This is a genomic window from Hymenobacter sp. 5317J-9 (assembly GCF_022921075.1).
Taxonomy (GTDB): domain Bacteria; phylum Bacteroidota; class Bacteroidia; order Cytophagales; family Hymenobacteraceae; genus Hymenobacter.
In genome coordinates this window covers 4,445,574-4,471,660 of record NZ_CP095050.1, presented here as the reverse complement: position 1 = coordinate 4,471,660, position 26,087 = coordinate 4,445,574, and the positions used below count along the sequence as shown (strand labels likewise).

Here is a 26,087-nt window from a genome sequence, read left to right as displayed (position 1 = left end):
CATTTTGGTTTAAAACAGCGCGGTTTCGTCTTCGAGCAAGTCGTTTTCTTCCGGGCGCATTCCATCCTGGTAAATTCTGGCGGCCAGGGTGGTGCCCGGGAAAGCAACGTCGGATAATTCGTGAATAAATTCGGTCCCGTCGCGGCTGACATGGTAAATGGCCCGGGTGGTTTGGATGGTAAGCGTACCGTTCAACTCCCGGACCCCAGTGCGCAGGGTGTCGAGGCCCCGTCCCTGGTTATGCGGCTTGGACTGTGCCGTGAAGCGAAACTCCAGCGCCTTGCGTAGGGCTTCGGGTGCCGTGACAGGCTCCTGCCGTTGGCTTTGCAGGTACCGGTTAACCGTTTGGGGAATGCCCATGCCAAAATCGGAAACGGCAATGAGCAGGCGCTTGCTGTTTGGATAGTATTGCAGCATCGCGAAGGCGATGCGCTCCCTAGCGGAGGCGGCAAAGGCGTGGTCGAAGACGTTGTTGAACATCTCGCCTAGGTAGATGGTCAGAAAATCGAGGCTTTTGTCCTGAAAAAAATGACCCTTGTAGTGCTGGTAAGCACTGCGCACGAAGTCATTCATGCCTTCCGGCTCTACGGGCCACAAGCCAAAAGAAGTGGGGTCATGCGGCTGCATAAATTCCCGGCTGCCCGCGCCGGACTCGGCGAAGCGCGCGAAGAAGTGAATGCTTTCCAAATAGCCGTACACGACTGCATTGCCCGGCTCAAACCGAATAGCCACGCCCGCGAGGCGGTATTCCTCCAGCAAGCAGGCCAGCGTGGTAACGTGGTGGGGCTTCACCGTGAGCGTCCCGCCTACTTCCACCACAACCCGACGAACCCCGGGCGTCAGCCCATGCACCTTCTCCCAACGGTTGTTGAGTAAAAACTCCGCCAGTTCCGGCGAGGTGTTGAATGCTTGAAACAGAATGTGGTGTTCGTGTTGGGTAGTAGGCGGTGGCTGCATTAGACAAAGCTAATATGCTTCGCGGCGGGGGGCGGCCCCCAAGGCGACCCCGACGCGAAGAAGCCCGCCTAAGCCGCGATGGAAACGAAAGCCCCGCCAGTAACTGGCGGGGCTTTCGTTTCCATCGCGGCTGTGACTTCCCAGGCGTAGATGCGCGGAGCTATGATGAGAATAGCTTTAGAAAATCTGCCAAAGACACCACCGGCACCCGTGGAAAATCCACCGTGTGCAGCACCTGAAAGTGGCGGTCATTGGTAACAAGGTAATCGGCACCGGCAGCAATGGCTACGTCTACAAACTTGTTGTCGTCGGCATCGGCCGCAATGAGCTGCCAGTTGTAATAGGCCTCCTGAAAATGGGTGTTGGGCGCCACCGTGAGGATGGTGAGCACCAAATGGGCGGTGGCGGCCGAGTAATGCTTGGTGAGCTGTTCCTCGTACTCGGTCAGGATTTCGTTGCTGACTACCCATTCAAACGCCTCCGCTTCGAAAAGCCGATAGAGCTGATAATAGGGGCTGCGCGGGGAGATGGAAGCCAGCAGGCAGTTGGTGTCGACGACGACCCGGCGCATCAGGACGCCTGATTGAGTAGGCGGTCAAAATCATCGGCGGTGTAGCCCCGCTCGTCGCTAGCGCGGGTGGCTTCCTGTTGCAGCTGGGCCGAGTAGTGGCGAACCAGCACCCGCTTCAGCTCCAGCACCTGGGCATCGGTCATGCCGTGGCCAAACAGCCGAAGCAGGCTGACTTGAAGCTCATTCAGCGGCGCAGATGGGGCAGCGGGTTGGAACGACATGGGAGAAGCGTTTTGGTGAAAACGGGCCGGGTAGCCGGGAAGTTCGGGCGGGCGGTTGCGTGCTGTTCAAAGATAGAAAACGCCCTCCGAAAACTCGCCCACCAAGCACGAGGTGTGGCTGCGCTTCCAGGGCTACACCAGGCTCATCGTCCTCGGCGGGGGCGGCCCCAAAGACGACCCCGACGCGAAGAAGCCCGCCTAAGCCGCGAGCGAAACGAAAAGCCCCGCCAGTTGCTGGCGGGGCTTTTTTTTACTTCTTCGATTTTAGTAAAAGGCGAAAGTTTATGATATGAATCCCACTCTTTTCTTAAGCGTTTCATTATGCCACAGAATTGCGGATTGCCACGCTGCAGAAGTGACTTGGAGTACCAGTCCAGTGTACCTTGCAGGACGAAGCCCGGCGCATGAATATCTGCCACTGTTCCGATTCTCTATCCCTGCTTGTGACTTCTCTCCAACGTTTTTTGCTGGGCTGCCATGCGCTATTCCTTGGGGTGGTACTCATTCCATCCCTGGCCATAGGGGCACCGCTGCCAAAGCGTGTTCTCATAGCCGACCGGTCGTACGACAAGTACTATGGAAGCCACGAGTACTTCTATGAGTTGATAGCGGAGAACGGAAATTACCAAGTCTATCAAACTGGTCAACGGGTCGGAGACGACTCTACGTTTGCAAAAAAGTTTTTGCAGGCGGTACCCACTTCCACCGTGGTACAACTGTTGGATGAACTGGACCAGCCACGGCACAGCGTAACGCCCGCTGATTTACACGTTAGCTACGCTGACTTTAAAAAGCGGCACCTGTTCAAATATTATAAGCAGTACCGCATGACGTGGACGCGGGAGCAAATCCGGTTCACCCGAAAAGAGCTAGCCAAGCCGGAAAACATTGACTATGCTATTCTGCGGTATGTTCTGCGGCACCGCTATACGCGGTTGCATAGTTCGGGAGGCCGAACCTTTACCGTCTCGCTATTATATCCTGACCACCAGACCACGCTCACCGCCAGCAGCAACAAGTATGGCATTCCTTGGAAAGATGAGCATGGGGCCTTGTATTACAACGTCGGCATTTCCCAAAGCCTGCTCGCTTTGCTGCCCGCAGTGCCTAGCGCTAACTGGACCGCTTTTCAACCAGAGGATTTGGTGCCAGAGCTGGCCGAGCAAATCTATCAAGACCGTTGCGCCAAGGTGGTCGGATTAATGTCTTGGCACACCTATCGAAAGTCATTTAAACAGCTGCAAAAACGCTACGTCATTGGGGCGATAAGTGAACAGGAACGGTCTTATGATTGGCAGTGGAACGGAGAAAACCGGTTGTACTTCCAAGCTAAAAATGCCACAATGAAGCAAGGGGTCTACCTGGGGGTTGCCCTTACTATCACGAATGGGAAGCTGTTTCCAGTGGACTCGCTGCTCCACCAAGCGCCTCGTTATATCCAGCAGCTGCAGCAAGTGCCGTTCCTAATGACGTTCCTAGCGGCCGATACCGCCCGGCGGGCCATTGTCTCTTTCAACAACATCCGTTCGCTGAGCGAGAAAATGAAGGAATATCAACTGTCGGGGCGCGATTGTCTTCAAGGAGTATCAACCGCTTATCTAAACCAATGCGTTGCGCTCCGGCTGACAGAAGAAAACGGCCGGGATTCGGTCTGGCTTATTACCCCGCAGCTAGATGTCATTTTACTCTACTATTTTGGCCAAGGCGCTTACAAGTACTCCGATGCAGAACTCGGCAACAATCGGTACCATACCTGCAAACATTTCAACTTGGACGGTTCGTTAAAACCGGCTGACTAGTGCTTAGAGTCAATCACATAAATTTCCTGATTTTACTTGCCGTCACAAACAAAAAGCCCCGCCAGACACTGGCGGGGCTTTTCGTTGCTCGGGTTTCGGCGCTTACTCCTTCACCAGGCGTTTCACCACCGTGCCTTCCTGGGTGTGGATGCGGACGGTGTACACGCCGGTGGCCAGGCCGTTGAGGTCGATGGTTTCGGAGAGGAAACCTTGCTTGGGGCGGGTGCTCAGCTGGCGCACCGTCTGGCCCAGCACGTTCACCACTTCTACCTGCACCGGGCCCTGCTCGCGCAGGCCGGCCAGCTCCAGGGTGGTGCGGCCGGTGGTGGGGTTGGGGTAGAGGGCGGTGCGGGCTTCCAGCTTGCCGGTGGTCACGGCCAGCGGCGAGGCGGCCACGAAGTTGAGGTAGAAGCGCTGGCCGGTGTAGCTGGCCAGCATCGTGAAGGCGTAGGTGGGGCTGGCGGCCAGGTTCTGGCGGCGGTTCAGCACCCGGTCTTCGAGCCACACCTGGGTGCCGGCGGGCGCATCGGCGAGCGCCATGAGGGTCAGCTCGTGGGCGCCGTCCTGGCTCACGCGCACCCCGAGGGGGATGACGGGGGCCGTGGCCAGGTCGGGCAGGCCGTTGATGGCGAAGCTCTCGGCGCCGGCCTGGCTCCAGAGGCTGGGGCGGCCGTTGCCGTTGAGCTGCACCTTGTAGGCGTCGTGCCGGGCCGAGAAGCCGAGGGCCGCGCCGGGCTCGAAGTACACCACCGTTTCATCGGCGGTGGCGGTGGCCAGGTTGCGGGCTTCGAGGCGCAGCACGGGTTTCGGGCTGCTGGCTGCTACCGGGCCGGTGCCGGTGGGCGCCTGGCGGTTGAAGGTGGGGGAGAGGTAGCTGGTGGCGCGCACGGCGTTGGTGAGGCTCACGCTGGCCGTGGGGGCAGTGGCCCGCACGAAGAAGCCCTGCATGGCGGCCAGGTCCTTGGTGCCGCCGTTCTGGCCGAGGCCGTTCACGTAGGCCTTGTAGGTGCCGGTGTACTGGCCGCTGGGCTCGAACACGTAGAGGGCATCGGCCACGCCGCTGAGCATGCCGGTGGTGCTGCGGGCCACGTCCCAGTCCATGGGGGCGGGGTAGGGGTTGCCGAGCAGGTGCCAGCCCGAGTTGGCCAGGCTGCCGCGGCCCAGGCTGTAGCTCACGTTGCCGGTTTGCAGCAGGCCCGAAATGTCCACCGTGGTGGTGGGCAGGGTTTGGGCGGTGTAGCCGCGCAGGGGCAGCAGGTCGTCGGTGGCGGTGGGCACCATCCAGCCGTCGTCGAAACCGGGTTTGGAGGCCGTGAGGCGGGTTTCGTCGTACTGGAAGAAGGTGGGGAACGGCGTGGCCGTGTTGCCGGCCGAGTTGTAGGCCGGGTTCAGTTCGAACACCGGCAGGTCGTCGGCAAACTCCTGCACGGTGGTACTGATGCCGGCGGCGCTCAGCTTCATGGGCGAGGAGTAGTGGCGGTAGCCGGGCGCCCCGCTCAGGCCGGTGATGAAGCGCTCCATGGTCGAAACGCCCGTCACCACGCCGCCGCCCACGGGGTTCACCACCATGGCGGTGCCGCCGGCGTTGCTCGTGAGGGTGAGGTGGCCGTTGGAGGCCAGGTTGCCGGTGGTCAGGGTCAGCAGGTGGGTCAGGAACCAGTTGTCGGTGGCCGTCACGCCGCTGGCGTTCTGAATGAACAGGTCGTAGAAGCGCGTGGGCGTGGTCGAGATGCCGCCGATGGTTTGCGGGCCCGTGCCGATGCAGTACCAGCCGAAGGCGCCGCAGTTCACCAGGCCGGTGTTCACGAAGTTGCCGAGCAGGTACACCGGGCCGGAGTAGCTGACGCCGGCGGGGTTCGCGCAGTTCAGGCCGAAGAAGCGGATTTGCTGGCTGCCGCCGCAGGTCTGGGCCACCGTGCCGTTGAAGTACACCGTGTAGGTGGCCGGGTTGAAGGGCCCGTTGCAGAGCCAGTTGCCGGCCACGTAGATGTCGCCGCCCAGCACGCAGCCCACCAGGTTGGCCCACGTAATGTGGTGGAAGTAGCTGCGGGCCGTGGCGCCGGTGGTCGTGATGGTTTGCAGCGCCGTGCCGTTGAAGGTGACGCCGAAGCTCTGGCCGTGGAAGATGCCGGTGTTGTTCCAGTAGCCGGTCACGGTGATGTCGCGCAGCAACTGCACGTCCACCGCGTTGGTGATGCCCACGTTGTAGAAGGCGCTCAGCACCGTGCCGCCGATGGTTTGCAGGGCCGTGCCGTCGAAAATCACCGTCTGGCTGTTGGCCAGGTAGCCGCCGTTGTTCACCCACAAGCCACTCACGTAGATGCCGTCGAGCAGCGTCACGCCGGCCGCGTTGGCAAAGGTGATATCGTGGAAGTGCGTCCTGCCGCCGGTGCAGGTGATGCTCTGCGCCACCGTGCCGTTGAAGCGGGTGCGGAAGCCGCAGCCGCAGTAGCCGCCCTGGTTCACGAAGTTGCGCGTCACGTCGATGTTCTGGCCCAGGCTCACGTTCACCGCGTTGTTGAAGGTCACGTCGTAGAAGGTCGTCAGGGCCGCGCCGGCGATGGTTTGCAACGCGGTGCCGTTGAAGTACACCAGCAGCGCGTTGGGTAGGAAGCTGCCGTTGTTGGTCCAGTCACCCAGCAGTGTAATGCCGAGGTCTTGCCGCACCGTGGCGCCCGTGGCAATGGTGAAGTGGTGGAACACCGTGGCCACCGCGCCGCCGATGGTTTGCAGCACCGTGCCGGAGAAGGTCACTAATTTGCCGTTGGCGAGGAAGCCGCCGTTGTTGGTCCAGCTGCCGGTCAGGAAGACGTTGTTCTGCAAGGTCACGCCGGCCAGGTTGGCAAACACCACGTCGTGGAAGGTGAGCGTGCCGGTGGAGTAAATCCCCTGAGCCGCGCTGCCGTCGAAGTAGGTGGTGAAGCCGCCGGCCGTGAACAGGGCCAGGTTGCGGAAGTCGCCGCGCACCCGGATGTTCTGGCCCAGCGCCACGCCCACCGCGTTGTTGGTGGTGAGGTTGCCGAAGATGGTCGTGCTGGTCCCGCCGATGTTCTGCAGGGCCGTCCCGTTGAAAGTCACGAGGTAGCTCGCGCAGCTAAAGAGGCCGTCGTTCACCAGGTTGCCCCGGATGAAGATGGGGCCGCTCAAACTCACGCCGCCCGCCGTATTCAGGATATTCAGCCCGAAGAAGGTGGTGGTAGCCGTGCCGCCAATGAGCTGCGCCACGCTGCCGTTGAAGAACACCGTGTAGGTGGCTGGGGCGAAGACGCCGCTATTGGTCCAGGTGCCCGCCACGCGGATATTACTGCCCAGCGTCACGGTGCCCGTGTTCAGGAAGGTGATGCCGGAGAAGTTCGTGACTACAGCGCCGTTGATACTTTGGGCGCCGCTGCCGGCGAAGGTCACCGTGTAGTTGCCGTGCAGGAAGCTGCCGTCATTAGTCCAGTCGCCGAGAATGGTGACGACGCGGGCCAGCTGCACGCTGGCGCCACTCACGATGGTGAGGTGGTGGAACTGCGTGAGCACCGTGCCCGCAATGGTCTGCAAGGCATTGCCTGAGAAGAACACCCGGAAGCCGTTGGCGACGAAGCCGCCGTCGTGGGTCCAGTTGCCGTTCAGGTAGATGTTCGAGAGCAGCGTCACGCTGGTCGGGTTGTTGAAGCGCAGGTCGAAGAAGCGCGTGTTCAGCCCGGCGAGGATGGTTTGGGCCGCCGTGCCGTTGAAGTACACCAGGTAGCCATTGCCCAGGAACACGCCCGTGCCGGCCCAGTTGCCGAGCACCGTCACGGCCTGCAGCAGGCTCACCGAGACGTTGTTGGTGATGGTGACGTGGTGGAACACGGTATTTACCGAGCCGCCGATGGTCTGGGCCACGTTGCCAATGAAATTGACGAGGTAGCCATTGGCCAGGTAGCCGCCGTTGTTCAGCCAGTTGCCCCACACGCTGATGTTCTGGCCCAGCGTGATGCCCGCCAGGTTGTTCCAGGTCACGTGCCAGAACTCGTACACCCCGCCGCCCGTGAGGCTCTGCGCCGCTGAGCCGCCGAAGGTGAAGGTGTAGCCCGTGTACACGCTGCCCACCAGGTTGTAGCCGTAGAAGGTGCCCAGGTTGGCGAAGCCGCCCAGCAGGGTCACGTTCTGCAGCAGCCGCACGGAGGACGTGCCGCCGATGTTCCAGCCGTAGAAGCTGAGCGCCGCGTAGCCGCCCACCGTCTGCACCACGCCGGGCTCGTTGCCGTTGAAGAACACCGTGTAGGTGCCGGGGCTGAAGGTGCCCGAGTACAGGTAGTAGTTGCCGGCGATGTAGATGTTGGTGGCCAGGCTCACGCCCGCCGCGTTGTCGGCGTAGAAGTGGTAGAAGTAGGTCGTAGCGTTGGCATTAATCACCTGGGCCACGCTGCCGCCGAAGCGCACGAAGTAGCCCAGGGTGCTGCCGCCGCTCAAGTACCAGCCGTAGAAGATGCCGGTGTTCACGAAGCCGCCCAGCACGTAAATGTTCTGGTGCAGCGTCACGGAAATCAGGTTGTTGAAGGTGACGTTGTAGAAATTCGTTACCTGCGTGCCGCCGATAATCTGGGCCACCGTGCCGGCGAAAATCACCGAGTACGTGCCGCCCGAGAACAGGCCGTTGTTAATCCAGTCGCCGAGCACCGTGATGTTGCTCACCAGCGTCACGCCCACCGTGTTGTTGATGGTGACGGTGTAGTACGTGCTGCTGCCGGAGCCGCCGATGGTCTGGGCCACCGCGCCGCCGAACACCACGCCATAGGTCACGGCCGAGAAGGTGCCGTTCACCACGAAATTGTTCAGGAACACGGTGTTCAAGCCCAGGTTTACCACCGCGCCATTGTTCACGTAGGCGTTGTAGAAGGTGGTCACGGACGTGCCCCCAATCACCTGCGTCGTGCCCGTGCCGTTGAAGTACACGTTGTAAGCCGTGCCGCCCACGAAGGTGCCGAAGTTGTACCAGCTGGCGTACACGTTCAGCACGTTGTTCATCGTCAGGGTCGAGCCCGCGTTGATGTACACGTTGCCCACCTGCAGCGGGTTGGTGCCGTAAATGAACTGCGTAATCCCGCCCGCGAAGTACCAGCTGGAAGTGCTGCTGGCCAGCACCGTGCCGTCCACCGTCACGTTGCCATACAGGTTGAAAATCCCGTTGTTGGTAAACGTGGCGCCGCTGGCAATGGTCAGGTTGAGGGCCAAGGCCGCCGTGCTGCCGCTGATGACCGGATAGAAGCCGGCGCCGCTGTTGATGACCACCACGCTGGTAGCAGTGGGCACCTGCCCGCAGCTCCAGTTGCGGCCGTCGAACCAGTCGGTACTCACGCCGCCCGTCCAGGCGAAGGTGAGCGCGCCCACGGTCAGGTTCGTGCCGTTGTCGGAGCCCACGGCGGCCGGGTTGTCGGCCACCACGCGCACCCGGTAGCCGCTGCCGGCCGGGGTGCTGGCGGGGATGACGGCCGCAATGGTGCCGCTGGCCGCGCTGCTGCTCAAGGAGCCGATAAGTACCGGCGAGCTGAACGAGCCGCTGGCGTTGGAAAGCTGCACCGTGAAGGTGTTGCCGCCGTTCACGCTGCCCGTCGTCACGGTGTAAGGCACCGTGATGGGCGAGCCGGGGCAGAGCGAGCCGCTCACCGTGCCCGTGCTGAGGGCCAGCACCGGCGCGCCCACCACCACCTGCACCTGCCGCGTCACCGAGCAGCCGTTCAGGCTGGCCGTGAAGCTGTAGGTGCCCGCGTTGGCCGCGTTGGCGTTCGGGATGCTGGGGCTGGGCTGGGTGCTGCTGAAGCTGTTCGGGCCGGTCCAGGCAATGGTGGCGCCGGCCGGCACGCCGCTGCTACTGAAGGTGATGGTTGCGCCCGCGGCCACCGGCGAGTTGGAGCCGGCCACCACGTTGGTCAGGTTCGAGATGGTCAGGTTAGCACCGTTGTCGCTGCTGGTCAGTGCCGGGTTGGTGCTCACCAGCCGGATGCGGTAGCCCGCGCCGTCCGCCGTCGAGGCCGGCAGGGTGAAGCCCAGGCTGCCCGAGCCGGTGCCATTGAAGTTGATGCTGGCCAACGCAACCGGCGAAGCGAAGGAGCCGCTGGCATCCGAGAGCTGCGCCGTGAGGCTGCCGTTGCTCAGGCCCGCGCCGCCCACGGTGTAGTTCACCGCATAGTTGGTGCCGGCGCAGAACTGGCCCGAGAACGTGCCCATCGCCAGCGTCGTGCTCACCGGCGGGTTCACCAGCACGCGCACGCTGGCCGAGTCGGTGCAGCCGCCCTGCGTCACAAACACGTAGTAGAAGCCCGACGAGGCCGTGGTCAGGTTATTAAACGTCGGGTTCTGCTGGTTACTGATGAAGCTGGTGCCGCCGCTGGTGTAGTTCACAAACCACTGGTAAGTGGCCGCGCCGTTGGGTCCGGCATTCAGCTGCAGCGTGCCGCCCGAGGCCACGGGCGAGTTGCTGCTGGCCGTGGCCACCAGCGTGGTGGGCACCGTCAGGTTGGCGCCGTTGTCGGTGGTGCTGGTCACGCCCGGGTTCGAGCCCACCAGCCGAATGCGGTAGCCGCTGCCGGCCGGCGTGTTCTGCGGCACCGTGGTCGAAACCGAGCCGCTGCCCTGCCCCGTGAAGGCCACCGAGCCAATGGCCACCGGCGCGGCAAACGAGCCGCTGGCGTCCGAGAGCTGCGCCGTAATGACATTGCCGGTGCCAAAGCTGTTGCCCGTCACCGAGAAGCCAATGGCCAACCCCGTGCCGGGGCACAGGCTGCCGTTGAACTGCGCAATGGCCAGAATAGGTTGCGCCGACGGATTTACCACCACCGTGGTGGCCGTGCCGGGGCTCTGGCAGCCGTTCACCGTCACGTAGAGGGTGTAGGTGCCGCCGTTGCTCAGCGTGGCGTTCGGAATGGTCGGGTTCTGCTGGGTCGAGGAGAAGCCGGGGCCGGTCCAGAAGTAGCTGGCGCCCGCCACGGTCTGGGCCGTGAGCTGAATGGTGCCGTTGAAGGCCACCGGCGAGTTGCTGCTCGGCGTGGCCGTGGGCTGGGTCGTGATGCTCAGGTTCGAGCCGTTGTCGTTGCTGGTTACGCTGGGGCTGGAGCCCACCAGCCGGATGCGGTAGCCCGTGCCCGAAGGCGTGTTGGTGGGAATGGCGGCCGAAATGGCCCCGCCGCCCTGGCCCGTGAAGGCCGCCGAGCCAATCACCGTTGGCGCCGCAAACGAGCCGCTGGCATCGGAAAGTTGCGCCGAAATGGTGTTGCCGTTCAGGAAATTATTGCCCGAAACCGAGAAGCCGATGTTGAACGCGGCGCCCGCGCAGCCATTAAAGCCAAACTGGCTCATGGCAAGCACCGGCACCGTGTTGGGCTGCACCAGCACCCGCACGCTGGCCGAGTCCTGGCAGCCGTTGGTGTTGGCAATGTACACGTAGTACTTGCCGCTCTGGGTGTTCTGGGCGTTGGCCAGGTTCAGCGTCTGGCCCGAGCCCACGAAGGCCGTGCCGCCGCTGGTGTAGTTCACATACCAGCTGTAGCTGCTCTGCCCCAGGGGCTGGGCCGTGAGCTGAATGGTGCCGTTGAACACCACCGGCGAGTTGCTCGACGCCAGGGCCGCCGGCGTGGGGTAAATAGTCAGGTTGCTGCCGTTGTCCGTCCCGATGATGTTCGGATTAGAGGCCACCACGCGCACCCGGTAGCCGCTGCCGGCCGGCGTGCGAAACGCCACCGTGTCGCGCAGAATGCCGCCGCTGGCGTTCGAGCTGATGAGCGAGCCGTAGAGCCGCGAGCCGGCCGTGAACACCCCGTTGGCGTCCGACAGCTGGAAGCGGAACTGGTTGCCCGCGCCGTAGTCGGCCATGTTGGTCGAGAAGGGCACCTGAATGAGCGTGCTGCTGCAAAACGCCGCCGGCGACACCGAGCCCGTGGCAATGGTGGGCGGGTAGGCGAAGCTGCCCGCCGAGCAGGCCGTGCCGGCCGGCGTGGTCACGCAGATGGGCCCCGTGGTGCCGCCCGCGGGGGCCGTCACTGTCAGGCCGGTGCTGGTGTTGTTGGTGATGGTGCTCACCACGGCCGGCACGCCGTTGAAGGTCACGGCCGTGGCGCCACTCAGGTTGGTGCCGGTGAGGGTGACCACGGTGCCGGCTCCCCCGCCCGAGGGCGTGAAGCTGGTGATGCTCGGGCTGGCGCAGTTGAAGTAGTACGCGCCCGCGCCGCTCACAATGGTGTAGTTGCCGCCCGTGCTCTGAAACACGAACCGCAGCACCCGCGCGTTGGTGGCGGGCGTGGCCAGCGTGCGCACCACCGGGTACACGCCGTTGGCGTTGAAGGTGGCCGAGTAGTTGTCTACCGTGGTGAAGGGGCCGGCCGTGCTGGTGGCCGTCTGAATCTGGAGCGTGAAGTTGGTGGGCGTGGCCGAGTTGGTGAACTTCACCCGCACCTCGCTGATGGTCTGGGCGCTGCCCATGTCGGCCTGAATGTAGGAGCCGTTGTACACGTAGGTGGCGTTGCTGGTGGTGACCGTGGCCGGCTCGGCGTTGAAGGCCAGTTCCGCCGGGTTGCCCACCGAGCCCCCGGCGCTGTAGCTGCTGGTGGGCAGCCCGGCGGCCAGGTTGGCCGAGCTGGCGCAACCGTTTTTCACGAAGGCCCGGCTGTTCAACAGGCTCCACTTGCCGCTGGCGTCGCGCGAGCGGAAGAAGATGCGGTGCGCCCCATCGGCCAGCCCGCTGGCGTCTGCCGCGAAGCTGAAATTGGCCAGGTCCGGCGCCGGCGTGGGCACCGGCACGTCGGTGGCCAGCCCAAAGCCGGGGTCGGTGTCGAAGTAGTACTCGATTTTGTTGATGTTGGGCGCGGCAGTCAGCACCGGCTCGTAGTAGAAGCTGCGCACGTTGGTGAGGCTCCACTGCCCGTTGGCGTCGCGCGAGCGCAGGCTCAGGGTGTGGAAGCCGGGGCTCAGGCTGCTCAAGGCCACGCTAAAGGCCACGCCGCTCACGTCGGCGGCGGCCGTCACGGGCACGTCGATGCCGTTGCCCAAGCCGGGCTCCGCATCGATGAAGTACTCCACTTTGGTAATGTTGGGCAGAGTATTCAGCGCGGCGGGTTCGTAGTAGAACGTGCGGCGGCTGGTGAGGCTCCACTGGCCATTCGCGTCGCGCGAGCGCACCCCCAGCTGGTGGAAGCCCGCGCTCAGGGCGCTGATGTTCACGTTGAAGGCCAGGCCACTCACGTCGGCCGCCGCTGTCACGGGCACATCAGTGGCAGCGCCAAAACCCGGGTCGGTATCAATAAAGTACTCGACTTTGGTAATGTTGGGCAGCGCGTTCAGCGCGGCCGGCTCGTAGTAGAACGTACGGCGGCTGGTCAGGCTCCACTGGCCATTCGCGTCGCGCGAGCGCACCCCCAGCTGGTGGAAGCCGGCGCCCAAGCTGCCCAGGCCCACGTTGAAGGCTACGCCGCTCAGGTCGGTGCCGGGCGTCACGGCCACGTCGGTGGCGGCGCCGAAACCGGGGTCGGTGTCGATGAAATACTCCACCTTGTCCACGTTGGCCAGGGCGTTGAGGGCCGCGGGCTCGTAATAAAACGTGCGGCGGCTGGTCAGGCTCCACGCGCCGTTCGAGTCCTGGCTGCGCACGCCCAGCTGGTGAAAGCCGGGGCTCAGGCTGCTCAACGGCACCGAGGCCGAGAGGCTGCCGAGGTCGGCGGCCGGCGTGGGCGGCAGCGCAATGGCCGTGGCCGCCCCAAAACCGGGGTCGGTGTCGACGAAGTATTCGGCCCGGGCAATGGTGGCCTGGCCGTAGCTGCGCGCGATGCTGCCCAGCAGCAGCAACAGCAGCAGCGCCAGCGGCAGGAGCCAGCCGTGCCTCGGCCCGTCGCTCCGCGTGGGTCGAAAGTCGTAATAGCGTTGCATAAACCGAGCTCCGCTTAGTTATTGGAGCGCGTGCCCAGCGTCACGTTCAGCGTGTTGCCGGTCACGGCCTGGTTGAGCTGGTAGATGGACGGGATGGCCGGCAGGCCGCCGAAGTGGTAGCCGTAGCCAGTGGCGCTGCCCGTAGAGCCGATGTCGACGCCCCCCTGGCCGGCGCCCACGGCGGGGTTGGTGCCGGTTTTCAGCTTGTACCAGCCATCAAACTGCGGCGACCCCGTGGTTTGGGCAAATACCGATGAGGCCGGCACGTTGGCCGTGTTGTTGGCGCCCTTGGTGCCCAGCGTGGGCAGGGTAGCGACCGCAAAGAAGTTGTAGTCCCAGTTGGTGTTGGCCGTGGGCGTAAAGGTGCTGCCGAAGTAGTTATTGCGCACGGTGAAGTTGTTCAGCGCCACGCTGCAGTTAATCAGCGTGTTGTTGTTGAATTCGCCGGCGTTGCCCACGCCCGTAATCGACACGCTGCCGTTGATGAAGATGTTGTTGGTGATGAGCGAGTTGGTGCTGGCACTCGATTCCTGCACGCCGGGCCCGTAGTTCTGCCGCACCACAGCGTTGGAAGTCACGGCCGTGTAGCCCAGGTAGATGTAGCCATCCAGTTTGCAGCGCTGAATGGTGATGTTGTTGACCCGCACGTAAAAGGTGCCGTTGCTAGACAGGCCCGAAACGGAGCTGCCCGAGCTGCCGGTAAGGAACTGAATGTCGCCCACCGTGGCCGGGATGGTGCTGGCTTGCAGGGCCGGCGGCTGGTTTTCGCCCAGGAAATACCCCGGCCCTACAATGGTGAGCACCTTGCTGCAGCTAAAGCCCGCGTACGCCGTGGTGGAGGGCTCCACTTGAATGATGTCGCCGTTGGCGGCCGCATCGTTGGCCAGCTGCAGGGTGGCGTAGATGTTGGTGCCCGTGATGCCGGTGTTGTTCACGCGGCGAATGGTTTGGGCCGCGGCCAGCTGGCCGGCCAGCGCCAGCAACACGAAGAGGAGGGAAGCGGAGAAGTTTTTCATAAAAAAAGAAAAAATTGGATGTGAGCGTAACTGGTTGAGCAACAAAACGGCACCTGTCCGGCGGCACATGCCCGACGGACAGCCGCTTAGATGAGTAAAGTTTGTATATATAGTGAAAAATTAATATCCGTGCCAGCACGGATTTTTCACGTGCTTCCCCTCCGTGCCAGCACGGATGCCAGCGCCCTTCCCGCCCAGCTCAAGGCTCCTCCCCCAAAACGGTCCCGGCCCCGCGGCGCGGCCCTCCCCGACGCATTGGGAGCAGCCGCCCCGCGGGGCCGGAAAACGGATAGCAACAGATGGCCGTGCCTCGCCGCTGAACGAAGGCGCCCTAACGCCAGCACGGCGTAGAGACGCAGATTTGAGTTTCTACTTTGGGTTGGTGGCCAGCTCGTTGGACTCGTGCACGCGCACGCCGCCGCCGTCTTCCTCGGCGGCGCGCAGCATGGCGGCGGCCACGGTGGTGCCCGTCACGGGACGGTACTTTAGCAGGGGGCCGCGCAGCAGCGGGCGCAGCAGGGCCAGCACGGCGGCGCCCAGGCGCTCGCCCAAGCGAGGCCGGGCGCGCTCGCCCAGCAGCAGCGAGGGCCGGAAAATGTGGATGGCCCGAAACGGCGTTTGGCGCACGGCGGCCTCCATTTCGCCCTTCACCCGGCTGTAGTAGATGCGGCTTTCCGCGTCGGCGCCCATGCTGCTCACCACCATGAACTGCGAGGCGAAATTGGCCGTGGCCACCGCCGCCAGCTTCACCACGTACAGGAAATCAACTTTGTAAAACACTTCCTTTGAGCCGGCCTGCGCCATGGTGGTGCCCAGGCAGCAGAACACGTCGTCGGCGATGAGCTTCAGGCGCACGTCCTCCAGCTGGTCGAGCTCCGTCGTCACCTGCACCAGCTTGGGGTGGATGGTGGGCACGGCCTTGCGCCCCACCACTATCACCTTGGCGTACCGGTCCGAAGCCAAGAGCAACGGCAGCAGCTGCGAACCAATGAGGCCCGTGGCCCCGGCGAGTAAAGCGGTTTTTTGCATAAGGTGCAGGTACGAAATAAGCCGGATGTAGGGTGCGGGGCTTGCCCCCGCCCGCCGTTGAACGATTACTAGAAATATTGCTCAACGGCGGGCGGGGGCAAGCCCCGCACCCTACTTCAGTACCGTCGCCTCTGGCTCCAGCAGCACCAGCCCTTGCCGGAACAAGGCCCCTAATGCCTTTTTGAACACCTTTTTGCTCATGCCCACGCGGCGGTACACGTCCTCGGCCAGGCTCTTGTCGCCCAGCGGCAGGCGGCCGCCTGGGGCAGCCTGAATGGCCTTGAGCAGCGTGTCGGTGGCCGATTCTACCTCGCCGTAGCCTTCCTGTTGCAGGCGCACGTCGAGCTTGCCATCGGCCCGCACCTGCTTGAGAAAACCGGCCAGCTGCTCGCCCAGTCGCAGCGGCCGGAACACCTCGTTGTGAAACAGCAGCCCCTGGTGCGTGCCGTTCACGATGACGGGGTAGCCCAGCTCGGTTTCGTCGGCCACCAGCAGGCGCACGGCATCGCCGGGCTGGCCCGGGAAGGGCGTATTTTTCAGGAACTGCTTCCACTTAGTGGAGGCCACCAGCCGGTCACTTTCCTCGTCGAGGTACACGTACACAAATACCCGCTCGCCCACGCGCAGGTCGCGCCGCTGGTTGCGGTAGGGCAGGAGCAAGTCTTTCTCCAGGCCCCATTCCAGGAAGGCGCCGGCCGGGCCGTGGTCCTTCACGGTGAGGGCCGCAAAGCTGTCGACCAGCGCCAGGGGCCGCAGGTTGGTGGCAATGAGGCGGTCTTCGGAGTCGCGGTACACAAACACGCGCACGATGTCGCCCACGCGGGTGCCGGCCTCCACGTACTTTTCGGGCAGCAGCAGGTCGCCGTCGTCGGAGGTGAGGTAGAGGCCGATGCTGGTTTCGCGGGCTACTTCGAGGTCGTTGTAATCGCCGAGGAGGAGGCTGGCCATGATATGCAGTATTGGGGGTGAAGGGGCAAAGGTCGGGAGGAAATTGGCGTGTACGTTCGGTGTTAAGTTTGGAAATCCAACCCATCCACTTCGCCCCCGATGCCTGCCGAGATTACGCTACCCGCCTTTCTGGAAGAAAAACTGCGCAATGCCCCGTACCGGCACGTGGTGCAAAAAGCCCTTGAGAATTTCAGCGACTGGTTTCGCGCCAGTCGGTTACCTTTTTTTCCGGATTACACCGACCATGGCATCCAGCACATGGAGCAAGTGCTCGAAACGGCCGTTAAGCTGATTCCGGACACGGCTCGTCTCCACTTCTCGGGGGCCGATGCGGCGGCGCTGGTGCTCGCCGTGCTGTTTCACGACAGCGCCTTGCACCTCACCGAAGCCGGCTTTCACCAGCTTATTAAAGGCACTGACGCTGCTTATGCCCCCATGAAGCCCTTCGATACAACTGACTGGGCGCAGACGTGGGCAGACTTTATGTTTCTGGCCCGGCGCTGGGATGATGCCAAGCTCGTGCAAGTGTTCGGCGGCGACAACGGCGTGCCCACCGGCACGGTGCAGGACCCCTTTGCGCATTGGCACAACCTCACGCGCACCGACTACCTGCTCATCGGCGAGTTCATCCGCCAGCAGCACCCTCGGCTGGCGCACGAAATGGCCCGGCACGGGGTGCCCGGCCCCAACGGCCAGCTGCTGAAGCTGGACGAAAGCCTGCCCCACGAGTGGCGCGACTTGGTGGGCCTAATTGCCCGCAGCCACGGCCTGCCGCTCCGCACCTGCCTCGACTACCTGAAAAACGCGCCCGACTTTGGCGAAGAAGCCCGCCGCGAATACCAAGGCGTGCACGCCGTGTACCTAATGGCGCTGCTGCGCGTGGCCGACTATTTTCAAATCGACAGCAACCGGACGTCGAGCCGGATTTTTGAATACAAGAAAATCTACAGCGGCATCTCCGAGATTGAGCACAAGGCCCATCAGGCAGTTCGTAACATCACGAAAGGCGATGACAAAGAAGCTCTTTTCATTCAGGCTAAGCCGGATGAAGTGGCCGTTTTCCTGCGCCTGAAGGAATGGCTGGCGGGCATTCAGCAAGAGCTAGACGCCTCGTGGGCAGTTTTGGGAGAAGTATATGGCAGGTATGAAGAGGAAGGCTGGGACACACTGGGCCTCACTTTCCGCCGCGTGCGCTCCAACCTGGACGACGTGGCCGAGTTCGCCAAAACGGTGCCCTACGTGCCCGACCGCATCCGCTTCGACGTGGCGCGGGCCGAGCTACTAAAGTTGCTCATCGGCCCGCTATACGGCGACGACCCCAGCTACGGCGTGCGCGAACTGATGCAGAACTCGATTGATGCGGTGCGGGAGTATGACCAGTTTGTGCTTGATAACCCTGAGTATGCAGATATACCACGCAGGGAGCAGGAAGCGGATGTGGTGGTGGAACTTGGGCCCTTTGACGAAGCGAAGGGATATGCTGTGATGACGATTTCGGATAGGGGTATTGGGATGACAGAGGCAACTATCCGGGATTATTTCTTGCGGGCTGGAGCTTCATACAGGCAGAGCGCAAACTGGAAAACTGCTTTTGAAATTGATGATGCTACTGGTGGTAAATCTAAGGTATTACGCTCTGGGCGTTTCGGTATTGGAGCACTAGCAGCATTTCTGATAGGTCAAGATATGGAAGTAGAAACACGATATATAGGTTCTAAAGAGGGCTATGTCTTCAATACAACTCTAGACCTAGATAGTATAAATGTTAATCGAGCGCAATTGCCGGTAGGTACGAGCATTCGTATTATGATTTCGCATGATAATTACATAGGCTTATTGACTAAACATCAGAAAAAATTTTCTCCAAGTAGATTTAATTGGTATCTCTTAGATAAACCAACGGTTATGCGACGTTGGTATGGCCCGGGTGATTCGATTGTAAATATCACTAACCAAGAAGGAATGAATTTTACCAATAACGACCAGAATTGGCGTAGAATAGAAACTCCTTTCCCTTATGAAATTTATTGGACACTTCAAGGTGCACCTAATCTGACTTGTAACGGCCTTTTTGTTAGTAATAGTGATGCATTAAGGAATGTGCCGAATGAGATTTTAAAATCGGACAATGCTCCTGTTCAGTTTCCCTTAGTTTCAATTGTAGACCCGGATGGCAAATTTCCGCTTAACCTAGAAAGAAATAATATTAGGTCTGATAGTTATGAATTTGGTTTGGCTCTTGTTCGTGATTTACTTCAAGAAATGTTGTCGTGGCTTTTGTTTAACGGCCCTGTCTGTGCTGAATCAGTGTCAATTCAACATACAATTATGCCTTGGCTGAGTACATATGCAAATCACAATACTTTAGTCGCATCGAAAAGTGGTTATGCAGTCAGGCTGGTGTCTTTATTAGATGGTATTTCTGTTCGCCATACCATAAATCACCACCATTCAGGCTTTGTTTTAGATGTGCAAACCGAAGACTCATTAATATTTGGACATTATCTGCCTTGGGCTAGTGGCTCTTACGGCACGCATTTATCTGAAATTTCCGTTGTAGAAGGTTTGGGCACTGATAAGAAAGTAAAGTCTTTAACTAGAAAGGTTTTTTATTCGGAAAAATACAGTAATAAAAGTGCTCCAAGAGGCAAGTTGAAGAGAGAATCTAACTATCGTGACGAAGTTGTTTACGAGCTTGAACAGCAGAAAAAAGGATGGCTAGTTGCTGCTGAGCATGGGTGTCCCACTAGGGAGTTCAATGTTACTAAGTGGCCTAAACCTGTATTTCACCGCTCCTCCGGTGAAGGGAGCAGAACTTATTTTATTGAACATTTTTTTCCAGAGGAATCGTATTTTAAAGCAATTTCCAAACCCTGGCTCCTCGACGAGCTCTGGCAAGAACATTTCGGCAAAAGCTGGATACCCTTCGCCCTCGAAGACCGGATAGCCAAGTTTCCCCAAGCAGCGCAGTTTCTCAAGGAGCGGTACCCGCAGGTGGTGCCGGACGAAGCCTGGGCGCTGCTGGGCGGCAAGCCGGCGAAAGGCAACTAGTTGGGTTCGGAACCGAACTAATTGCCTTCTGAACTCAACTTGTTCTCCTCAGAACCAAACCAGTTACCTTCCAAACCCGACTAGTTGCCCTCCGAGGGGAACTAATTAAGCAAAACGGGCAACCAGTTTCCCTCCGAAGGAACCCGGTTGCCCTTTTACCTAAACTGATTCGGTTCCGAACCGAAGTAGTTGCCTTCCGAAGGCAACTACTTTGCGGCCGGCGCTATTTTCTCCTTGCGCTTGCCCTGGCCGGCAAAGCGCACTTGCAGTACGTCCACGGCCGCCTGGGCGCCGGGCTGGTTGGCCCGGGCCGCGTCCTTGAGCGAGTTGAAGGCCATAAGGGCGGCGGTGTAGCCCTCCGAGCCGGCCTCCATGCGGGTGCTGTCCACGTCGGCGGTGAAGCCGTCGAGCTCTTGGAACAAGGGCAGTAGGTCGGCGCTCACGCTGGCGTCGGCCACGAAGCCGGGCACATCCATGTAGCCGGGCATGAGCTTGGGTAGGCTCTGAGCGTACTCAGCCGCTTTGGTCACAAAGGCCAACGACTTGTCGCCCATCTTGGGCAGGGCCTGTCGCTCTTCCGGGGTGAGGGAAATGAGGTAGGCCGCGAGACTGGCGCGGGCATCGCGCACGTGTTGGAGGGCGTCGGCGAGGGTTTTGGCCGGGATGGCCTGGGTGACGAGGTTTGCCATTAAGGAAAAAGGGTAGAAAAAAGCCCCGCACTTGCCGGGCCTACGGGACACGTTTTCAACCCTTGTCGAACGCCGTGGCCGGCCCGCAAGGTAGCCGGAGCCAGGGGAGGTAACACCGCGTATTTCTACTTGATTTTTGGCCGGAACCGGCTCAGCGTTGCGGCTGTTTCTTCGGCTGCGCAGCCACCGAAGGAGCCGTCGTTTCGGCAGCGGTTCCGTGTCCCAACAGCAGCCCCTTGTCCACCGCCACGGCCAGCAGCGCGCCGGCCACCGGCCCCAGCACATACACCCACCAATCGGTCCAGTTGCCGCTGAGCAGGGCGGGGGAGAAGGACCGCGCCGGGTTCATGCTCGCGCCAGTGAGCGGGCCGGCCACCAGCGCTTCCAGCGCCACCGTGGCGCTGATGGCCAGGCCCGCCAGCATTCCCGCCTCCTTCGAGCCGGCCGTGACGCGCAGAATCACCAGCATCAGCCAGAAGGTGAGAAACGTTTCGATGCCCAGGGCCTGCCCGGCGCCGTGGGCCGGCAGCGTGGCGCCCAGGGTAGAGCCTTCGGTGGCGATGAGCTTCACCACGAAGCTGCCCAGCGCCGCGCCGGCCAGCTGCGCCCCTATATACGGCAGCACCCGCCGCCCCGGAAACCGCCCCATGGCCCAGAAGCCAAGGGTCACGGCCGGGTTCACGTGGGCGCCGCTGGTGTCGCCCAGGCTCTGAATGAGCACGAACACCACCAGCCCAAAAGCCGCCGCCACGCCGCCGTGCCCCAGCGCGTGGGTTTGCTCGTTCACCACGGCCGCGCCGGTACCGAAAATCAACAGCACGGCCGTGCCCAGCGCTTCGGCCAGCAGGCAGCGGCGGAGGTTTGGTTGCTCCATCAGGCCGTGATAGGGGAAGTGCCCACGCGGGTGCTGCGCCGCTCCAGCAGCAGCGTGTCGCGCCACTGCCCGTGCAGCTGGCCTATCCGTTCGCGGCGGCCCACCACCCGGAAGCCAGCGGCTTCGTGCAGGCGCACGCTGGCCTCGTTTTCGGGGAAAATGCCCGCCTGCAAGGTCCACAGGCCTTGTTTTTCCGATTCAGCCACCAGCGCGGCCAGCAGGGCCCGGCCCACGCCCTGCCCGCGCGCGGCGGCGGCTATGTAGATGCTCACCTCGGCCACGCCCCCGTACACGCAGCGGCTCGACACGGGCGAGAGGGCCGCCCAGCCCAGCAACTGCGCCGGGGCTGCGTCGGCCGCGGCCACCAGCCGGCAGGTGGCCAGGTGGCTGGCGTCCCAGGCGTTCCAGGCGGGCGGCTCGGTGGTGAAGGTGGCGTTGCCGGTGGCCAGCCCCTCGGCATAAATGGCGCACACGGCCGGCCAGTGCGCGGCCGTCATCGGAAGAATGCTCATGCGGTGGAATGGAAAAGCCCGCGGATAAAACCCGGCCTCAAGGTAGCGTCTCCTACGGCCAGTGTCGGCGCATTGGATTGGTACTGCCCCGTTAAGAAACGGTTACCAGTCCGCTAGGTGGTTTGAAACTGCGCCCGCACAAAGTCGTGGGCGTAGGCTTTCACCTGCTCGCGCACGGCCCGAAACTGCGCCATGATTTCTTCTTCGCTGCCGGTGGCCTTGGCGGGGTCGGGGAAGTTGTGGTGCAGCTTTTGGGCCGAGGAGGGGAATGCCGGGCACACCTCGTTGGCGTGGTCGCACACGGTCAGCACGTAGTCGAAGGGCACGTGGGCGTACTCGTCCACGTGGTTGCTGGTGTGGGCCGAGATGTCCACGCCGTCTTCGGCCATTACGCGCACGGCGCGCGGGTTCAGGCCGTGCACTTCCACGCCGGCGCTGTACACGGCGGCGCGTTCGCCCAGCAGCTGCTTGAGGTAGCCGTGCAGCAGCTGGCTGCGGCAGGAGTTGCCGGTGCACAGCACCAGCACGTTTTTCTTATCAGGCATAACTTCAGCTTTGTTCGGTACGCAGCAGCATTAGCAGCACCCGCCGCCCGGCGTGCAGCCGGCCACTTGCAGCTGGGGCAAGGACAACATTTCGGCCGCAATGCCGCAGGCGTCCTGCGCCAGGCAGGCCGTGTGCTTCGGCGTCAGCACGAAGTCGGTCCCATTGAACTCCAGCCCAAACTTGCCAATGGTGGCCTGCTGGTACTCCACTTCAATGGCCAAGTCCTCGCTGCCCAAAATACGCTCCGAAAGCTGCAGGATGTGCAGAAATTTTTGCGGCGCCAGCCGGTGGTCGTAGTCGCCGGCCTCCCACAGCTGGAAGTTGGCCACGGTTTCGCGCCGCTCCACGCCGCCGCAGTCAATGAAATGCTTGTTCACCAGCCCCACCTCCGTCACGTGAAAATGCGCCGGTAGGTAGCTGCCGTCTGGCAGCCGGAAGTTAACAGCCGTGGCGCCCGTCAGGGCCTGCTTCATCTCGGAGATATTCATGGCGTTGGGTCGGGGGAAAAGGGAAGTGGGGAGGAGGAGAATAAGGAAAAGGGGAAAAGCGTTTTCAGCAGGCGCACTGATTTTCGGGCAGCTCCGCCAGCAGGCTGCCCAGCAGCTGGCGCGCCCGGGCCCAGCCGGTGGGCGAGAGGCAGTAGCACACCCGCGGGCCGTCCACGTCGCCCTGCACCAGGCCGGCGGCTTTCAGCTCTTTGAGGTGCTGCGACACGGTGCTTTGCGACAACGGCAGCTCCAGCACCAGCTCGCCGCACACGCAGGCCTGCCGCCGGGCCAGCAGCCGCACAATGGCCACCCGCGCCGGGTGCCCCAGGGCCTTGGCCACGACGGCCAACTCCTGGTCTTCGTCCGTGAATTCCTGCCGCTTGTGCGTTGCCATGTCTTTTGTTTATCGTCGATTTACGATGACAAAAGTAAAGGTTTTTTGGGTTTCATAAGCGCATTCTGAATAATCTTGAAATTGTTAAATTAAATTTTCAATAAAAATAACATTGCCCATATTTGCAGAGTGCCAAAATTGTCTACCTTTGTTGCAGTGATATGGTTGATAAATGCCATGCAGCGAAGTATTATCATATTTTGCTTCGCTGTCAGTCCATTTATTAAGGCTTTTGCACTTTCGGCTATTTAAATTATTTTTATGCCGAAAAGACAATTTTGTTAAAACATTTACTATCTTTATTTCGTTAGTTGCTGGCAAGCGGAAGCCAAGGTTCCGCCATTATCTACCCTTACCCCTTTGCTTGTGATGCATTCTCTACGCTACCTCTCACTTGCAGGCCTGATTGGGCTGCTGGCTACGGGCCAGAGCCGCGCACAGGCCGGGGCAACTGCCTCGCTGCAACCCGGCCCGGCCACCGTGTCTGTGGCGCCGCCCCTGCCCGCCGTGCTCAAAGCCGTGGTGTCCGCGCCCGCTTTCAGCCCCGATTCGGTGTTCATCAACCCCGAAGTGCGGCCCCAGTTCGTGGGCGGCGACAAAGCCTTCGCGGCCTACCTTGCCAAGTCCATCCGCTACCCGCAGGTGGCGCTGCAGCGCCGCATCTCGGGCAAGGTGTACGTTAATTTCATCCTCAGCGCCCAGGGCAAAGTCACCGATGCCCACGTCATCAGCGGCCCCGGCAACGGCCTCAACGACGAAGCCCTGCGCCTGGTGTGGCTGATGCCGCCCTGGGAGCCTGCCCGCGTAAACGGCCAGCCCGTGCGCGTGGCCTGCACCATTCCCATTGCTTTTTCGGCCGACCGCTAAGCCCGTTGCGGCCCGTCGGCCACGTTTTCTTATCGCATACCAGCGCATTGCTACCTATCCGGAGGGCCGTTGTGAGCCGCGCTACTCGCAACCGCTACTTTATCCTGCTAGAATACATCATATCTGTGTTTTAACGAGTGCTTTATACTAGGTGACGAAAAAAGCCCCGGTCCTGCATAGGCCGGGGCTTTTTGTTGGCCGCGTGGCTTATTGGTATGGCGCCGTGCCTGGTGCACCCAGGCCAAAGTCATTGAAGGTCACCGTTTCGCGGGCCGACTCAAACAGGCGCACGCCGTTGGCCGCCGTGAGGCCGCGCGGGTAGTAGCCAATCAGGATTTGAAAGGTGCGCAGGGCCGTAAACTCGTTGCGGAAGCGCATGCCCAGCCCAAAGCCCATGTAGGGCGCTCCGCCGAAGGGCGAGCCCCCGCGGGGCTGGTCGCTCACCCAGGCCGCGTCGGCAAAGGCCAGACCGGCCAGCCGGAACCCCAAGAGCGAGAGTGGTGTGAAAAGCGTGGTTTCGTAGTTCACCACGAAGCGGCTGGTGGCCAGGATGGGCGTGGCCGGCGAAAAGCCCCGCAGGCCCCGGTCGTTGGTGATGCCCTGCAGAATGTCGCCGGGCCGCCGGTTGATGCCGATGGTGCCCCGGCTGCTGAGGAAGTGCCGGTACTGCCAGTCGCCCAAGTGGTAGAGACGTGTGAAGGAGGTGAGTTCCGTGGACAGCACGCCCTGTTCCCACTGGCGGTTTTGGTCGAGGCGCTGAAAGGCCCCAACGTCGACGGCGCCGTAGAGGTAACCGCTGCGGGTGTTGAAACCGGCCGCGGCGATGCGGGCGGCCAGGTAGCGGCGCGGCACCACGCGGTTTACGTCGTAGCCGGCCGTGAGGCTGAGCAGCGTGCCCGCCGGCACGTCTTCGGTGCGACCAAAGCCGAACAGGTACCGGTCCTTATAGTAACGCCGCACGGAGTAGCCCACCGTGCCCAGCAGCAGGGTGCCGTCGTGGTAGTCGGGAATGGGTACGCCGGTGCTGGGGTCGGGCCGGGGCACGGCGCTGAAGTCGGTGCGAATGAGGCGGCCGGCCACAATCACGCGGCCGGGGTTTTCGTAGCCCAGGTCGTAGGAGCGCAGGCGCAGGGAGCGGCCCACCCAGGCATCCTGCACCAGCGACTTGAGCGGGTAGTACACGTAGGGCTGGCCGGGCGGGGGGGCCACCAGGGCCACGTCCTGCGAGTAGCTGTCGAGGGTGATGGCGCCGGCGTAGCGGGCGCTGGGCGAGTAGAAGTCGCGCTTGAGCGTGACGCCGCCCGAGCGGTAGTTGTTCTCGTTGCGGTAGCGCGCCTGCCCATACACGAAGTTGCGAAACGGGGCAGTGTAGCTGCCCACGTACGACCATTGCTGCGGGGTTTCGCCGTTGTCGGTGCTCAGGCCGCGGCCGTACTCGTAGGCGTTTTCGAGCTGGTGGCCCTGGCCCAGAAAGTTCTGGTCGCCGAAAGTGACGATGCCGGCCGTGGCCGAGCCCACCTGCAACCCCGCCGTGATGCTGAACACGTCGGTGGTAATCACGCGGATGTCGACGCTGTCGCGCGTGCTGCTGGCTTCGTTCACCAGCACGCGGGCGTCCAGGATTTCGGGCGTCTGGCGCAGCAGGCGCTCCGACTCGGCCAGGGCCTGGGGCTCCAGGGGCTGGCCGGGCCGAAACAGCAGCACCTGCCGGATGCGCGAGCGCGACGTTTTGAGATGCAGGGCGTTGCCCGACTTTTCCCAGAACGAGCGGGGCACCTTGGCTGAGTCGCTGAGGCTGTAACCGAAGGCGTCGAGGGTGGTAATCTCGACGCGGCGCACCACCTTGAAGTTGTGCTGGTCGAACTGCCGGTTCAGCAGCACGGCGTCGAGGCCGGCCTGCTCTTCTTGGCGCTGGGTGAAGTTGAGCAAGCCCGAAAGCGCCTTGCCCACGATGGTTTTGCGGCGCGAGTACGCCTTGAGGCGGTTGATGATGCGCTCCTCGTCGAAGCGGCGGCGCAGGGAGTCGGCGCGGTGCGGCAGGATTTCGTCGGCGGCTTTCAGCGAGTCGGGTGGAATGGCCGAGCGCGGGTCAAATACCTGCCCCGCCGCGGGCCGGGCGGCCCCGACCAGCAGCACAAACAGCCAAAATATCCAACCGCGAAATCTCATAATGGGGCGCAACGCTGCAAAATACGAAAAGGAGCCTCGCCCGTTGGCCGGCAGAGGCATTCGTGCTAAAA

The 26,087-nt window shown here is 62.1% G+C and carries 17 protein-coding genes; 3 read left to right on the top strand and 14 right to left on the bottom strand.

The annotated features are described in order from the left end of the window. Nucleotides 1–9 precede the first annotated feature (9 nt). The 3 genes from MUN81_RS18740 to MUN81_RS18730 all read right to left on the bottom strand — a co-directional run bounded on the left by MUN81_RS18740 (nt 10) and on the right by MUN81_RS18730 (nt 1,749). Nucleotides 10–957 (bottom strand): hypothetical protein, encoded by a 948-nt coding sequence (locus tag MUN81_RS18740; protein ID WP_245113263.1) that lies wholly within the window; start codon nt 955–957, stop codon nt 10–12. Nucleotides 958–1,117: 160 nt separating this feature from the next. Beyond that, a complete protein-coding gene (locus MUN81_RS18735) occupies nt 1,118–1,528 on the bottom strand; it encodes a putative toxin-antitoxin system toxin component, PIN family (protein WP_245113261.1) in 411 nt (136 codons plus the stop codon). Next, a complete protein-coding gene (locus MUN81_RS18730) occupies nt 1,528–1,749 on the bottom strand; it encodes a hypothetical protein (protein ID WP_245113260.1) in 222 nt (73 codons plus the stop codon). Before MUN81_RS18730 ends, MUN81_RS18735 begins: the two co-directional genes overlap by 1 nt. Before the next feature lie 443 nt (nt 1,750–2,192). On the opposite strand from MUN81_RS18730, the gene MUN81_RS18725 reads away from it, so the two are divergent. Continuing rightward, a complete protein-coding gene (locus MUN81_RS18725; protein WP_245113258.1) occupies nt 2,193–3,548 on the top strand; it encodes a hypothetical protein in 1,356 nt (451 codons plus the stop codon). Nucleotides 3,549–3,650: 102 nt separating this feature from the next. On the opposite strand, the gene MUN81_RS18720 is transcribed toward MUN81_RS18725, so the two are convergent. The 4 genes from MUN81_RS18720 to MUN81_RS18705 all read right to left on the bottom strand — a co-directional run bounded on the left by MUN81_RS18720 (nt 3,651) and on the right by MUN81_RS18705 (nt 16,426). Then, nucleotides 3,651–13,433: a T9SS type A sorting domain-containing protein gene (locus MUN81_RS18720; protein ID WP_245113256.1), complete on the bottom strand. Its 9,783-nt coding sequence runs from the start codon at nt 13,431–13,433 to the stop codon at nt 3,651–3,653. Between the two features lie 14 nt (nt 13,434–13,447). Then, complete coding sequence (locus MUN81_RS18715; protein WP_245113254.1) at nt 13,448–14,449, bottom strand: hypothetical protein; 1,002 nt, start codon at nt 14,447–14,449, stop codon at nt 13,448–13,450. Nucleotides 14,450–14,818: 369 nt separating this feature from the next. Continuing rightward, entirely contained in the window at nt 14,819–15,478 is a 660-nt protein-coding gene (locus MUN81_RS18710) for an NAD(P)H-binding protein (RefSeq protein WP_245113252.1), read from the bottom strand. A gap of 111 nt (nt 15,479–15,589) precedes the next feature. After that, the gene (locus tag MUN81_RS18705; RefSeq protein ID WP_245113250.1) at nt 15,590–16,426 is read right to left on the bottom strand and encodes a S1-like domain-containing RNA-binding protein; all 837 of its coding nucleotides are present in this window, start codon (nt 16,424–16,426) and stop codon (nt 15,590–15,592) included. A 99-nt stretch (nt 16,427–16,525) separates the two neighbouring features. Here MUN81_RS18705 and MUN81_RS18700 point away from each other — a divergent pair, with 99 nt between their 5' ends. Continuing rightward, the gene (locus MUN81_RS18700; RefSeq protein ID WP_245113249.1) at nt 16,526–19,477 is read left to right on the top strand and encodes an ATP-binding protein; all 2,952 of its coding nucleotides are present in this window, start codon (nt 16,526–16,528) and stop codon (nt 19,475–19,477) included. A gap of 206 nt (nt 19,478–19,683) precedes the next feature. Here the strand turns inward: MUN81_RS18700 and MUN81_RS18695 are convergent, their stop codons facing one another. The 6 genes from MUN81_RS18695 to MUN81_RS18670 form a co-directional block, all read right to left on the bottom strand. After that, nucleotides 19,684–20,166: a hypothetical protein gene (locus tag MUN81_RS18695; RefSeq protein WP_245113248.1), complete on the bottom strand. Its 483-nt coding sequence runs from the start codon at nt 20,164–20,166 to the stop codon at nt 19,684–19,686. 151 nt (nt 20,167–20,317) lie between these two features. After that, the gene (locus MUN81_RS18690; protein WP_245113247.1) at nt 20,318–21,040 is read right to left on the bottom strand and encodes an aquaporin; all 723 of its coding nucleotides are present in this window, start codon (nt 21,038–21,040) and stop codon (nt 20,318–20,320) included. After that, nucleotides 21,040–21,552: a GNAT family N-acetyltransferase gene (locus MUN81_RS18685; protein ID WP_245113246.1), complete on the bottom strand. Its 513-nt coding sequence runs from the start codon at nt 21,550–21,552 to the stop codon at nt 21,040–21,042. The genes MUN81_RS18690 and MUN81_RS18685 overlap by 1 nt, the downstream gene beginning before the upstream one ends. Nucleotides 21,553–21,665: 113 nt before the next feature. Beyond that, entirely contained in the window at nt 21,666–22,097 is a 432-nt protein-coding gene (locus tag MUN81_RS18680; protein WP_245113245.1) for an arsenate reductase ArsC, read from the bottom strand. Between the two features lie 30 nt (nt 22,098–22,127). Beyond that, nucleotides 22,128–22,586 carry a DUF6428 family protein gene (locus MUN81_RS18675; RefSeq protein WP_245113244.1) on the bottom strand — a complete coding sequence of 153 codons (459 nt, stop codon included), beginning with the start codon at nt 22,584–22,586 and terminating at the stop codon, nt 22,128–22,130. A gap of 64 nt (nt 22,587–22,650) precedes the next feature. Continuing rightward, nucleotides 22,651–22,980, bottom strand: coding sequence for a metalloregulator ArsR/SmtB family transcription factor (locus tag MUN81_RS18670; protein ID WP_245113243.1), 330 nt, complete (start codon nt 22,978–22,980; stop codon nt 22,651–22,653). A 369-nt stretch (nt 22,981–23,349) separates the two neighbouring features. Between MUN81_RS18670 and MUN81_RS18665 the strand changes: the two genes are divergently transcribed. Continuing rightward, nucleotides 23,350–23,847: an energy transducer TonB gene (locus MUN81_RS18665; protein WP_245117415.1), complete on the top strand. Its 498-nt coding sequence runs from the start codon at nt 23,350–23,352 to the stop codon at nt 23,845–23,847. A 207-nt stretch (nt 23,848–24,054) separates the two neighbouring features. Here the strand turns inward: MUN81_RS18665 and MUN81_RS18660 are convergent, their stop codons facing one another. Next, nucleotides 24,055–26,016, bottom strand: a complete 1,962-nt coding sequence (locus MUN81_RS18660; RefSeq protein WP_245113242.1) for a hypothetical protein — start codon at nt 26,014–26,016, stop codon at nt 24,055–24,057. Nucleotides 26,017–26,087: the final 71 nt, after the last annotated feature.